General features: G+C 63.1%; 8 protein-coding genes. 4 read left to right on the forward strand and 4 right to left on the reverse strand.

Translation table 11 applies throughout. The features are described 5' to 3' along the window. Positions 1-46: 46 nt before the first annotated feature. Genes K5Q02_RS09005 through K5Q02_RS09015 form a run of 3 tightly spaced genes read right to left on the reverse strand, consistent with a single transcriptional unit; the run spans position 47 to position 3,957 of the window. Positions 47-1,417, reverse strand: coding sequence for a c-type cytochrome (locus K5Q02_RS09005; RefSeq protein WP_225838411.1), 1,371 nt, complete (start codon positions 1,415-1,417; stop codon positions 47-49). An 11-nt stretch (positions 1,418-1,428) separates the two neighbouring features. Beyond that, on the reverse strand, positions 1,429-3,198 hold the full coding sequence (locus tag K5Q02_RS09010; RefSeq protein WP_225838413.1) for a GMC family oxidoreductase: 1,770 nt from the start codon (positions 3,196-3,198) through the stop codon (positions 1,429-1,431). 39 nt (positions 3,199-3,237) lie between these two features. Next, complete coding sequence (locus tag K5Q02_RS09015; protein WP_225838415.1) at positions 3,238-3,957, reverse strand: gluconate 2-dehydrogenase subunit 3 family protein; 720 nt, start codon at positions 3,955-3,957, stop codon at positions 3,238-3,240. Positions 3,958-4,533: 576 nt separating this feature from the next. Between K5Q02_RS09015 and K5Q02_RS09020 the strand changes: the two genes are divergently transcribed. Both K5Q02_RS09020 and K5Q02_RS09025 read left to right on the forward strand, forming a co-directional pair. Continuing rightward, the gene (locus K5Q02_RS09020) at positions 4,534-5,712 is read left to right on the forward strand and encodes an MFS transporter (RefSeq protein WP_225838417.1); all 1,179 of its coding nucleotides are present in this window, start codon (positions 4,534-4,536) and stop codon (positions 5,710-5,712) included. 74 nt (positions 5,713-5,786) lie between these two features. Further along, positions 5,787-6,269: an OsmC family protein gene (locus K5Q02_RS09025; protein WP_225838419.1), complete on the forward strand. Its 483-nt coding sequence runs from the start codon at positions 5,787-5,789 to the stop codon at positions 6,267-6,269. Positions 6,270-6,285: 16 nt separating this feature from the next. Here K5Q02_RS09025 and K5Q02_RS09030 read toward each other — a convergent pair whose 3' ends face one another. Further along, positions 6,286-9,291, reverse strand: a complete 3,006-nt coding sequence (locus K5Q02_RS09030) for a PAS domain S-box protein (protein ID WP_442963979.1) — start codon at positions 9,289-9,291, stop codon at positions 6,286-6,288. 308 nt (positions 9,292-9,599) lie between these two features. Between K5Q02_RS09030 and K5Q02_RS09035 the strand changes: the two genes are divergently transcribed. Further along, complete coding sequence (locus tag K5Q02_RS09035; protein ID WP_225838421.1) at positions 9,600-11,096, forward strand: ATPase domain-containing protein; 1,497 nt, start codon at positions 9,600-9,602, stop codon at positions 11,094-11,096. Beyond that, positions 11,089-13,200, forward strand: coding sequence for an ATP-binding protein (locus K5Q02_RS09040; RefSeq protein ID WP_225838422.1), 2,112 nt, complete (start codon positions 11,089-11,091; stop codon positions 13,198-13,200). Before K5Q02_RS09035 ends, K5Q02_RS09040 begins: the two co-directional genes overlap by 8 nt. Positions 13,201-13,357 lie beyond the last annotated feature (157 nt).

Genomic DNA, 13,357 nt, shown 5'->3' on the forward strand with positions numbered 1-13,357 from the left:
GTTTGTCGTCGCCAGCACAGGTGCAGGGTATCTGCTTCCTCGGTGACTACTCCTCGCTCGGCGCCAGTTCCTTTTCGCCTACATGCTCGCTAGCCAGCGAGGCGCGTACCTTGCTGACCTGCTCGGCAGATACTGCAGGCGCGTCGTTCGACCAGCCCTGACGCAGGAAGGTGGCCAGTTCGGCGACCTCGGCGTCGTCCATGCGATCGGCGAAGCCCGGCATCGGCAGGATCGAAGGTGCGCGTGCCGTCGATGGCGTTTGCGCACCGGCGAGGATCACGTGCAGCAGGGCGCTGGGGTTTTCCGCGTTGATCACCGAAGCACCGTCCAGGCGTGGGAACACTCGAGGCGCGCCGTCACCCGCCACGAAGTGACAGGCGCCGCAGTTGTCCAGATACAGACGCTCGCCGAGGGTCAGGTCGGTGGCCGCCGTCAGCTTGCGGGTGGTCGCCTCGCTGCGCTGGGGCTGATGGGCGGTGGCCGGCTGGCTGTCGGCGGCGAGGGACTTCAGGTAGGCCGCCATGGCGTGCAGGTCGTCGTCCGACATGTGCGAGGTGCTGTTGGCCACCACGTCGGTCATCTCGCCGGCCACCGAGGCCTTGGCGTTACGGCCCGTACCCAGGTAGTCGACGATTTCCTCCTGTGACCAGTGCGGCATGCCGCGCAGCGAGGTCACGGCCCAGTCGTTGAGCTCGGCGCCGCTCAGGTAGTCGGGCGCACTTTCATCGAGGCCCTTCTCCTGCATGGTCAGCGCCCGTGGCGTATGGCAGGAGCCGCAGTGGCCCAAGCCCTGCACCAGGTAGGCACCGCGGGCGATCTGCGCATCGGCATCGCTGGTTGTGACTTTCAGCGCCTCGGCAGCGGACTCCGGCGATGGCGAGAACAGCGTGCGCCAATAGGCCAGAGGCCAGCGGATCGACAATGGCCAGGGTATGTCGTTGGCTTGGTTGGCCTGTTCCACCGGCTGCACGCCCTGCATGAAGTAGGCGTACAGCGCCTGCATGTCGGCATCCGAGACCTTGGCGTAGGACGGGTAGGGCATCGCCGGGTACAGCGCGCTGCCGTCGTGGCCAACGCCGCGGCGAATGGCACGTTCGAACTCGCCATAGGTCCAGTCACCGATCCCGGTCTGTTTGTCCGGGGTGATGTTGGTGGAGTAGATGGTGCCGATCGGCGACTCGATCCCGAGGCCGCCAGCGAAGGCCTTGCCGCCGCGGCTGGTATGGCAGGCCACGCAGTCACCGGCACGCGCCAGGTACTCGCCCTGGCTGATCAATGCCGGGATGACGGGCTGGCTGAGCTGCGCCGAGGCGTCGCCCGAGCGGTTCAGGGCGATGCTGGCCAGCCAGGCCAGTGCGGCGAGCAGCAGACCGATGACCAGCAGCTTGAGGAGCAGAGAACGGGGTGTGGATTTCATCTCTGCGCTCCTCATGCCTGCACCAGTGGGCCGGGGTTCTTCAGGTACTGATCCTTGATGGCCTGGGCGGCGAACAGGGTCAGTGCACCGATCAGGGCCGTGGGGTTGGCCTGGAAGTTCTGCGGAAAGGCGTTACCGCCCGGCACGAAGACGTTGTGCACGTCCCAGCTCTGCAGGTAGCGGTTGAGCGCGCTGGTTTTCGGGTTGTCGCCCATCACGGCGCCGCCCACGTTGTGGGTGGACACGTACTTGGTGATGTCCCAGTGCGAATCCATCGCCAGGAAGCTCTCGGAGACGCTGTCCGGCCCCAGCTCGCGGGTGATGTTCTGCACGATGCCGCGCAGGTATTGCTGCAGCTTCAGCTCGTTCTCCTTCCAGTCGAAGGTGATGCGCAGCAGTGGCTGGCCCCATGGATCCTTGTAGGTGGGATCGAGATCCAGGTAGTGGCCGCGGTAGGACATGCAGCCGGTGGAAATGCTCACCTTCATGGAGTGGCCGTACCAGTCGGTCATGCCGTCTTTCCAGCCCTGGCCCCAGGCCGGTGTGCCGCCTGGCAGCGCGGTGCCGATCGGCGTGCCGGTGGCCTGCGAGCTGTGAATCTTGGCGCCGCCGATGAAACCCAGCGAAGGGCCGTCGTAGTTGCCCGGCGAGATGTCGTTGAACATCTGCCCGGTGGCGCCGGCCGTGGCGAACGGATTGAACTGCTTGTCCTTGAAGAACAGGGTCGAGCCGCCGACGCTGAGGTAGGCGTAATCGCGGCCGATGGTGCCTGTCTCGGTAACCGGGTCGTAAGGCTTGCCGATTCCGGAGAGCAGCATCAGGCGCACGTTGACGAACTGGAAGCCGGCCAGCACGACGATCTTCGCCGGCTGGAACACCGTGTTGCCGTGTTCGTCGGCGTAGGTGACGCCACGTGCGGTCTTGCCATCGGCATGCAGCTCGACGCGCAGAACGTTGGCCCGCGTGCGGTAGGAGAAGTTTTCCAGGCGTTTGAGGGAGTCCATCACCGCCGTTTGCGGCGAAGCCTTGGAGTAGTTCAGGCAGGGGTACTTGCTGCAGTAGCCGCAGTAGTTGCACGGCGCGATCTGGTTACCGTAGGGGTTGGTCCAGGCGCGCGAGACGTTGGCCGACGGGTTGGGAAACGGGTGATAGCCGAGCTTGCGCGCGGCGTCGGCGAACAGCTTGTTGTTGAGCGTGTCTTCCAGCGCCGGCAACGGGAACGGACTGGAGCGCGGCCCTTCGAACGGGTCGCCGCCTTCGATGATGCGGCCCTGCAGGTTGCCGGTATTGCCCGACAGCCCGCAGATCTTGTCGAACTTGTCGAGGTAGGGCTCGATCTCGTCCCAGGTGAACGGGTAGTCACCGATGCGCATGTCGTCCTGCAGGATGCCCTTGCCGTAGGCCTGGTCGGCGTAGGTCTTGAGCTTGATGTCGGTCGGCGTCGGGCGGATCAGTACGCCGGTCCAGTGCAGGCCCGAGCCACCCACGCCGGTGCCGGGCACGAAGGCGCCCCACTTGCGGGTCGGCAGGGCGGTGCTGTGGCTGTTGTGGCGCACCGTCAGGGCGCCATCCTTGGGACTGACCATGACCTTGTTGCGTACCGCGTAGGCGTACTGGTCAGCAGGCTTGGGGTAGGCGAAGTCGGCATTGTTGCGATCTTCCCCACGCTCCAGAGCGCGTACTTTCAAACCCGCCTGGGCCAGTTCGATGCTCATCAAGGAGCCGGTCCAACCCAGGCCGACTACGACGACATCGACTTCGTCATTGGTAATGTCTGACATAAAAAACCTTGCTTGCTTAAACGCTGCGCGAAAAGAAAATCAGCCGCGGTCGCCGTTGAGGCTGACCGGCCCGAGGGGGTACTTGACGTTGTGCTGGGCGACCCATTCCAGGTAGCTGGCACGGGCGCCCGGAAAGCCGATGGCGATCCACGCCTTCATGCCCTTGTTGCCGCCGTAGATCGGGTCGGACAGGTAGCCCTGCTGGGAGAGCGACAGCATTTCGCTGAAGAACAGCTTGGAGCCGAGCACCTCTTCGCCGAAGGCCGCGAAGTCGACTTCACCGGCTTCGAGCTTTTTCAGCACGCTGTTCTGCGTCGTGGCATCGAGCAGGGCGAAGCGGTCGTGGTGGGCGTCCTGGCACCAGGCATCCACGGCCTTGATGCCGTTGCGATAGATCTGCTGCGGCAGGTAGGGAATCTGGTAGCCGAGGGTCGCTGGCGCGGCGAGGTCGAAGGGGCCCTCGAGGTAGATTTCGCTACCCAGGTCGCTGGCCAGCTGCTGATCCATGAAGACCGGGACGTTGGTTTCCAGGGCCCCAGGCGCTTTGCCGCCAGCGGGAATCAGACGGTCACAGGCGGCCATCATGAAAGTCCACTCGGTGGCACTGAAAAAGGTCGGTGTGTAGCTGTCGAGTGCTGGCGCGATCATCTCTGCAGCGGAGGCTGCGCTCAGGCCTTTGATGGTCACGCCCAGCGCGGGGAGGGCGATCAGCGAGGAAAGCAGAAACTTCCGTCGCGAAGTGGGTTTGGACAACAACATGTAGAGGCCACCTATGACTGCTCACAAGAAAGCCGGATGTTGCAGGGCCAAGGCCGGGCACCTCCACGTGCAGTCCAACTCCCAGTGCGAACGGGATGGCGACAGCCGCAACCACCCAAGCAGGAGGCGACGACTTTCAGGTTCTGGACGCTGGCGTGGGCGCTCTGCGGCAACGGTTCGAAACCACGACCAGATAGGGCAATTGCCGCGCAGTGCGGCTCGCGCTGGTCTGCTTGCTCCACGTCAGGTTGCATCCAAAACAGGGCTGGCAGACCTTGGCGGCCGCTCTAATTGTGCTTCATTCACATCGGGACAGCTGGCGTGCAAAAGGCATCATCCAGCCCAACATCAAGGGGTGCGATACTCGGGTATCGTCTGCTCATCACGGTAAATCGATGCTAACATTCGAGGCTGAATGTAACAAATAGTTTCTTGATCGAGTGTCAAGCGGACACACTGTCGCAGGTTCGAGCCGCTCTACGACGCGCATTTGCGTTGAGCCTGATGCGGTCATTTATTTGACCACTCGTTCAAGTATGAATAGGGTGTCAGCCCGTTTTACCCCGCCGAGTATTTATGACCAGCCGCTCCAAACTACCCGCTACCGTCTACCTGCTGGGGGCCACGATCTTCTCGTTGGTCACCGCCGAATTCATGGTCGCCGGGATGATGCCCGCCCTGGCCGAGGCCTTTTCGGTCAGCCTGGCGCAGGTCGGCAATCTGATCGCCCTGTACGCTCTGGGCATGGCCCTCGGTGGCCCGCCGGTGACCCTTCTGCTGCTCTCGCGCGGTATCAGCAACAAGCACGCGCTGATCGGCCTGCTGACCGTCTACGTGGCGGCCGGTGCGCTGGCCGCAGCTGCGCCGAGTTACCTGGTATTGGCGCTGGCACGGATCATCATGGGGGTGGCCAGCGCTGCCTGCATCGGCCTGTGCATGACGGTTTGCGCCGCGATGGTCGAACAGGCGGCGCGCGGCAGGGCCATCTCGGTAGTGTTGGCAGGCCTGATGCTTTCTCCGGTCGCAGGCGTGCCGCTAACCGCCTGGGTCGAGCAGCATTACGGCTGGCGTGCCAGCTCCTGGGTCGTGGTGGCGCTTGCGCTGATCTGTACCGCCCTGGCTGCCATGCGCCTGCCGTCCAGCTCGCCAGGCGGCGAGGCCGGTCTGAATCGACAGCTGGCCTCGCTGAACAACCGCAGCCTGTGGGGCGCCTACCTCACCAGCGGGCTGATCATCGGTGCCACCTTCGCGGCATTCAGCTACTGCGCGCCCATCCTGATTCATGAAGTAGGCGTCGAGCCTGCGCACGTGGCCCCGCTGCTGGCGCTTTACGGCGTCGCCAACCTGCTGGGCAACATGATCGTCGGGCGTTTTGCCGATCGGCATACCTTCACTGCGCTGGGCTGGGGCCTGACCCTGCTGGTGCTCGCCTTGACGGGCTTTGCCCTGGCTGGCGATCAGGTTTGGCTGAACCTGGCCTGCTTCATCGCCCTCGGCATGACCGGCGTGGCACTCAACCCGGCGATGGTCGCGCGGGTGATGAAGGCCGCCGAGTCCGGGGCGCTGGTCAACACCCTGCACACTTCGGTGATCACCGCCGGGCTGGCGCTGGGAAGTTGGGCCGGCGGTGCCGCCATCGAAGCGGGATATGGCCTGCGCGCGCCACTGTGGGTCGGCGCTGGATTGGCGCTGTTGGGCCTGCTCAGCCTGGTGCGCCCGGTGGCAGCAAACAGGCAGGCACGCGCTTGCGCCTGAGTACATGAAGCGCCGAGACTGGCGCCCTTCTGCCGACCACTTCGGGTCGGCATTCCAGTGCGTGGAGAGATCAGATGGCAGACAAGCTGCACACCTACGACGTTCTGGTTACCTGGACGGGTAATCAGGGCACGGGCACATCGTCTTACCGTGGCTACAGCCGTGCGCACAGCATCCAGGCACAGGGCAAAAGCCCGATCGATGGTTCGTCCGACCCGAGCTTTCGTGGTGACCCGGCGCGCTGGAATCCGGAAGAACTGCTGGTCGCGTCTCTGTCCGCCTGCCACAAGCTCTGGTACCTCGGCTTGTGTGCCGAAGCCGGAATCGTGGTCACGGCCTACGAGGACAACGCCCAGGGAGTCATGCTCGAGCAGGGCGATGGCGCGGGCCAGTTCACCTCGGTGGTGTTGCGGCCCAAGGTGGTTCTGGCTTCGGGTTCCGATATCGAGCGAGCCAGAGCGTTGCATCACGCGGCACATGAAAAATGCTTCATCGCCCGCTCGATGAACTTCCCGGTCAGCCACCAGCCGGAGCTGTCGATCAGCCCGGACAGCTGAGGCATTTCACTCGGCGCTAGACGCTCATCAGGTCGCGCACGCGTGACACCAGCGTGTCGACCGCGAACGGTTTGGTCAGCACCTGCATCCCTGGCCCGAGGTGGCCGTTGCCGATGGCGGCGTTTTCCGCGTAGCCGGTGATGAAGAGGGTCTTCAGGTTTGGTCGAATTTCTCGTCCGGCATCGGCCATCTGGCGGCCATTCATGCCGCCAGGCAGGCCGACGTCGGTGATCAGCAGATCGATCTGCACGTTGGAGCGCAGCACCTTCAGCCCCGCTACGCTGTCGGCTGCCTCGACCACGGTGTAGCCGAGATCGCTCAGCACGTCGGTCAGCAGCATGCGTACCGTCGGTTCGTCATCCACGACCAGAATCGTCTCACCCGTTTCCGGAAGCGAGGCCGACGTGGTGATGGCTTCGCTGCTGTCTTCGCTGGCGTCGCCGTGATAGCGCGGCAGGTAGATGCTGATGGTGGTTCCCTGGCCGAGGGTGGAGTGGATGCGCACCTGCCCGCCCGATTGCTTGGCGAACCCGTAAATCATCGACAGGCCAAGCCCGGTGCCCTGGCCGATGGGTTTGGTGGTGAAGAACGGATCGAAGGCTTTGGCGATGACCTCGGGTGACATGCCAGTGCCGGTGTCGGTAACCGACAGCGAAAGGTACTGCCCCTCGGGAATGTCGTGGGCGCGTGCGATATCGCGATCCATCCAGCGATTGGCGGTCTCGATGGTGATGCGGCCGCCATCTGGCATGGCGTCACGGGCGTTGATGCACAGGTTCAGCAGCGCATTCTCGAGCTGGCTGGCATCGGCCAGCGCCGTCCACAGGCCCGCCGCGCCGACCGTTTCGAGCGCGATGCTGGGGCCTACCGTGCGCTGAATCAGCTCGCTCATTCCAGTCATCAGCCTGTTCACATCGGTGGGCTGTGGATCCAGAGTCTGCCGACGGGAGAAGGCGAGCAGTCGGTGGGTGAGGGCTGCGGCCCGTTTCGCGGCGCCCTGGGCTGCCGCCATGTACTTGTCGATATCGCTCAGGCGACCCTGGGCGACGCGGATGCCGAGCAGCTCCAGCGAGCCGGAAATGCCGGCCAGCAGGTTGTTGAAATCGTGTGCGAGGCCACCAGTCAGTTGGCCGACGGCTTCCATCTTCTGTGACTGGCGCAGTTTTTCCTCGGCCCGCATCAATTCATTGGTGCGCTCGGCCACGCGTTGTTCCAGGGTGTCGTTGAGCACTCGCAGTGCAGTGATGGCGCGATCCCGCTCGGCCTCCACGGTGCGTCGTTCTTCGACGTCGATGAGCACGCCGGGGAAACTCACTGGCGTGCCATCCGCGGCGTGGTCGACGCGCCCGTTGGCCTCGATCCAGTAGTACTGGCCATCCGCGCGTCTGACCCGGTACTGATGAATGTAGGCGCCGCCACGCAGGGCTGCTTCGTTGACCGAAGCGATCAGCCCGTCCCTGTCGTCTGGGTGCACGGTCGCTACCACCTGCTCGCGGTCGAGGCCTTCACGACCCAGGTTCGGATCGAGGCCGAAGGCGACAGCGAAGGCTTCGTCGACTGTAAATCGGTCGGCCTGCATATCCCAGTGCCAGGTGCCGATGATCGCACCAGCGGCAAGTGCCAGTTGCACGCGCTCGACGTTCTCGCGAGCGAGCGCCTCGCTGATGCGCAAACGTTCCTGAGCGTTACGGCGCTCGGTCACGTCATTGAAGAAGATGCCGATCTTGCGCTCGTCGGGTTCGCCGACTCGAACTGCACGCACGTCGAACCAGCGCTCGAACGCCTTGGCGTAGTTCTCGAAATTGGTCGGCTCGCCTGTCTTGGCCACGTGGCCATACATATCGAACCAGAACTGTTCCAGATCCGGTGCATATTCGGTTACCCACTTGCCGCGCAGGTCGACGCCCGACTGCCTCTCGAACGCCGGGTTGACCTCGACGAAGCGGTAGTCCACGGGGTGATCGTCAGCATCGAACTTGACCTCGACGATAGCGAAAGCCGCCTCGATGGTGTCGAGGATGGTGCGGAAGCGCTCTTCACTTTTGCGCAAGGCCGTTTCGGCGCTGCGCATTTTGGTGAGATCGAGCATGGCGCCGATCATGCGTACGGCACGCCCGTCCGGGTTACGGATCACATGGCCGCGATCGAGTACTTCGGCGTAGGAGCCGTCCTGGCGCTGGAAGCGGTAGCCGTCTGTCCAGTCCGTGCCGGTACCATCGATGACGGCGTGGATCGAGGCATCGATACGGGCCCGGTCGTCCGGGTGAATGCGGGCCATCCACCAGTCACCGCTGTTTTCAGTGCTCGCCGGTGAGTAGCCATAAGCATCTTCCAGGGCTTCATTCCAGAGGACGTGGTTGGCGGCCAGATCCCAATCCCAGACGGCATCGTTGGTCGCCCTGGCGGCGAGCCGATAGCGTTCCTTGGTTTCCTCCATCGCCTGGCCCGCCAGGTGCTCACTGGTGCGGTCGCGCAGGATCTTCATGAAGCCGAGATGCACGTCGCTTTCGTCGTAGAGAGGCATCAGTTCGCCCGAGGCCCAGAAACGCTGGCCGCCTTTGCGCAGGTGCCAGCGCTCGTCAGCTGCCCGTCCGTATTGCAGGGCGCAGTGCATCTCGTGCTCGACCCTGCCCTTGGCGCGGTCTTCGGGCGTAAAGAACAGCCGGGCGTCCTGGCCGCGCATTTCCTCCAGGGTCCAGCCCATGATGTGCGTCGCGCCCTGATTCCAGTCGGTGATGAACCCGGCCGGGTCGGTCAGCACGATGGCGAAATCGATGGCGCTTTCGAACACTGCGCGTTGCCGTGCCGCCTTCCTGGCCTGATCCATCTGGCTGGTCTGTTGGGGAGCATCACCCTGTGAGCGTGCATGATCAGGCGCCGCTCGGGGGGCGAGGCGTTGCTGCAGGGCAGGCTGTACGTCCGCGTACGACGGATCGATGCCCGCTGCTTCAAGGGTGGCACGCAGCCGTAGCACCTCTGCTTCCAGTTCTTCACGGCTCAGATTTTTCAGAATGGCACCCACTTACCCATGATTGCTGCTGCCCCTCGAGATGACGCCAACCCATTACAGCCTAAAAATCAGCTTCGTATACTGATTCTTCTCAGCGCTTTGCGTGCCATAAACTTGCTGATCAGAACGCACGGTTTAGAAGCATCAGCTGGCATCGCCTGGCCAATATGAAATCTGTTGGGCTTTCTATAGATTGCTGTGGTCTCACCCCAAGTGGATATTGGAACTGATCAGGTCATCACTGGCCTGGCGTTCGAGTGCGTCCATACTGAAAGCGCCGACTCCCCTGACCATCCAGCGGAGCACTTCTGGAGTGGAAAATGGTAGAGACAAGGCCAGTGGTATCGACAGGGAATGCCGGTTTCGATGTGGTGCTGAAGGGTGGTTTGCCCAGCAATCGCTTGTACCTGCTTGAGGGAACACCTGGGGCAGGGAAAACCACGCTGGGTTTGCAGTTTCTGCTCGAGGGCGTTGCCGCCGGCGAGCCGGTTCTGTACATCACGCTCTCGGAAACCAGCGAAGAGCTGGACAGCGTTGCCAGGTCTCACGGCTGGACGCTGGAAGGGATCGACCTGTTCGAGTTCTCCTCCACCGAAGAAGTGCTCGGTGAGGACTACGAACAGTCGATACTCCACCCTTGGGAAGCCGAACTCGGCGGCACCATCAAGCTTATCCAGCAGCGTGTTGAACAGCTACGGCCCAAGCGCCTGGTATTCGACAGCCTTTCGGAGATGCGCCTGCTCGCACAGGACCCGCTGCGCTACCGGCGCCAGGTGCTGGCGTTGAAGCAGTTCTTCGCCGGCCGCGACATCACCGTCCTGCTGGTCGACGACCTGACCACCATCAGCGGCGAGCGTGACAACCATCTGCACAGCCTCTGCCATGGTGTGGTCACCCTGGAGCGCCTGACCCTTGATTTCGGCGCTGCCCGCCGTCGTCTGCAGGTGCAGAAACTGCGCGGTGTCGACTTCACCGCAGGCTTTCACGACTTCACCATCCGCAAAGGTGGCCTGGAAGTCTATCCACGTCTGATCGCCGCCAAGCACAACGCCGAGTACACCAACGAGCCGATCAAGAGTGGCGTGCAGGAACTCGACGACCTGCTGGTTGGCGGTCCGATCCGCGGCACCAGCACGCTGGTCACCGGCCCTGCAGGCTCGGGCAAGACGACCCTGGCACTGGTTTACCTGGCAGCGGCCTGTGCACGGGGCGAGAACTGCACTATTTACGAGTTCGACGAACGTATCGGAACGCTGCTGGCGCGCGCCGACAGCATGGGGCTGCAACTCAGCCATTACGTGGCGACCGGCCAGTTGGTGATTCAGCAGATCGACCCCGCGGAAATCTCGCCGGGTGAGTTTGCATGGCGTGTGCGCACTGAAGTGGAGACCCGCGGTAGCTCGCTGCTGGTCGTGGACAGCCTGAATGGCTACATGGCTGCCATGCCCCAGGAGCAGCAGCTGATCTTGCAGATGCACGAGCTGATGTCCTACCTCAGCCAGCAGGGCGTGGTGACCTTCCTGATCAACCCGCAGCACGGGCTGATGGGCTCGATGGCCACCAATCTCAACGTTTCTTACGTGGCTGATACGGTGATCCTGATCCGCTTCTTCGAGGCGCAAGGCCGCCTGCGCAAAGCCATTTCGGTGATGAAGCACCGTGGCGGCGCCCATGAAGACACCATTCGAGAGCTGAGAATCGATGCTCAAGGCGTGCGCGTCGGCGAGCCCTTGGTGGACTTTCGCGGCGTGTTGACCGGTACGCCGGAGTATTACGGTGCCGAGCAACCGTTGATGGAAGAGCGATCGCGTGGCTAACGATCTGAATGGAGAGAGCCGGCGCTTACTCATCTGCGCGCCCTTCAAGGGCGATGGCTTGAGCCTGAGCAAGCTGTTCGCAGCGACCTACCCCGTGCAGTTGCATGATCGTCTGGCCCCTTTGATCAGCGCGATTGGGGATCAGGCTGGCGTGGTAGTGCTCACCGAGGAAGCCCTGGTCGGCGACGTCTCGATGCTCGGGCGTGCTCTGGAAGAACAGGCCGCCTGGTCGGAAATTCCGATCATCCTTCTGGCCTCCAATAAAGGTCGCACCGGCCGTGCTACGGAAGCAGCCCGGCTGCGCTTGCCAGCGGCTGCCGGGCATGTGCTGGTACTCGAACGCCCGCTTAGCTCTGCGTCGCTGATCAGTGCCGTTGCCGCGGCCTGGCGCTCCCGCGAGCGGCAGTTCGACATGCGTGATCGCCTGGCCGAACTGGCCGAAGAACGCGCGCGCATGCATACGCTGCTGGAGAACATTCCGGTCGGCGTGTGCTTCATGGACAGCCACGGCAAATCGCTGGTCAGCAACCCGCGTTATCGACGCTGCGTACCTGACGATGTGATTCCCTCCCTGAGCCCCGCGCATGTGAGCCGCTGGGTCGGTCACGATGAGCGCGGTAACCTGCTCAAACCCAGCATGTTTCCCGGGGCACGAGCCCTGCGGGGTGAGCCGGTCGCCGGTATCGACTTCAGCTACCAGACGGATGAGGGCGATCAGTCCTGGATGAGGGTCAGCGCCATCCCGCTCTATGACGAAAGCCAGCACCTCATTGGCGCCGCTTCGGTCATCCTCGATATCAACGATGAGAAGCGCTCCGAGCAGTCACTCCGGCGCTTCAACGAAGAGCTCGAAATTCAGGTCAGGGCGCGCACCCAGGCGCTCAATGCCGCGGTCGAAAAACTGAAGCTGGAGAGCGACGAGCGTGCCCGGGCCGAAGAGCAATTGCGTCAGTCCCTGAAAATGGAAGCGGTTGGCCAACTGACCGGCGGGATCGCCCACGACTTCAACAACATGCTCACTGGCGTGATGAGTGCCATGGAGCTCATGAAGCTACGCCTGGCCAAGGGCAAGCTCGATGGCGTCGAGCGCTTCATGGATGCCGCCTACTCATCGGCCCAGCGCGCCGCCTCGCTGACCCAGCGCCTGCTGGCGTTCTCGCGGCGTCAATCGTTGGACTCCAAGCCTTTGTCGGTCAACGGGCTGATTCTCTCGCTTCACGAGTTGCTGCAACGCACGGTGACCGAGCAGGTGAGTGTGCAGCTCGACCTCTGCGAGAGCGATCCGTGGGTGTGCGCCGATACCAATCAGTTGGAAAACGCATTGCTCAACCTGGTGATCAACGGCCGTGATGCCATGCCTCGGGGCGGCACCCTGACGATTAGAACCCGAGCCAGCAACGCACCTCTGGAGCCAGTGAAGGAGGGCGGCTTGGGCGAGGCCGGGCATGTCTGCATCGATGTCAGCGACACCGGTGTGGGCATCCCCGAACACTTGCTCAACAAGGTTTTCGACCCCTTCTTCACCACCAAACCCATCGGGCAGGGCACCGGCCTGGGATTGTCGATGGTCTATGGCTTCGCCAAGCAGAGTGACGGCCGACTCTCCATCGACAGCGTTGAGGACAAGGGCACCACCGTGTCGATCTGCCTGCCGGTGAGCAGTAGCCACAGCCTGCAGATACAGATTCCCAGTGAGGTGAGGTTGTCCGGTAACGGTCAAACCATTCTGCTGGTCGAGGACGACGACTCGGTGCGCCTGATCAATCAGGCCGCACTGGTCGAGCTCGGCTATCGGGTGGTGGTGGCACGCGAGGCCGAAGAAGCACTGGCGCAGTTAAACAATCTGCCGAGCCTTGACCTGCTGGTAACGGATGTCGGCTTGCCCGGTATGAACGGCCGACAGCTCGCCGAGGTTGTGCAGCAGCTCAAACCCGGTTTGCCTGTGCTGTTCCTGACCGGCTATGCCGAGGGCGCCATGAAGCGTGAAGACTTCCTCGGCCCGCACATGCATTTGCTGACCAAACCCTTCTCGCTGGAGGCGCTGGCCAACCGGATCGATCTGATGCTCGGTGAGCAGCCTGGAGGTGAGGCGCCGCTGTGCTGATTCGCCACGCTTTCTGCTAGGAGAAAATGCTGCGTTCGGTTACCTGTTCCGCCTGCTCTACGCGCTGTTGCCGCTGGGCAGTGCTTACGCTACACCGACGCCAATGACGACAGGGTGGCCGACGCACCGAGCAACGAGAAGGAGCGGCTGACCCGGC

The sequence above is a fragment of the Pseudomonas sp. MM211 genome, assembly GCF_020386635.1.
Taxonomy (GTDB): Bacteria; Pseudomonadota; Gammaproteobacteria; order Pseudomonadales; family Pseudomonadaceae; genus Aquipseudomonas.

Excerpts from the sequence above, each read along its gene's own strand:
- K5Q02_RS09005 (WP_225838411.1), bottom strand. The coding sequence starts at position 1,417 with ATGAAATCCACACCCCGTTCTCTGCTCCTCAAGCTGCTGGTCATCGGT.
- K5Q02_RS09010 (WP_225838413.1), bottom strand. The coding sequence starts at position 3,198 with ATGTCAGACATTACCAATGACGAAGTCGATGTCGTCGTAGTCGGCCTG.
- K5Q02_RS09015 (WP_225838415.1), bottom strand. The coding sequence starts at position 3,957 with ATGTTGTTGTCCAAACCCACTTCGCGACGGAAGTTTCTGCTTTCCTCG.
- K5Q02_RS09020 (WP_225838417.1), top strand. The coding sequence starts at position 4,534 with ATGACCAGCCGCTCCAAACTACCCGCTACCGTCTACCTGCTGGGGGCC.
- K5Q02_RS09025 (WP_225838419.1), top strand. The coding sequence starts at position 5,787 with ATGGCAGACAAGCTGCACACCTACGACGTTCTGGTTACCTGGACGGGT.
- K5Q02_RS09035 (WP_225838421.1), top strand. The coding sequence starts at position 9,600 with ATGGTAGAGACAAGGCCAGTGGTATCGACAGGGAATGCCGGTTTCGAT.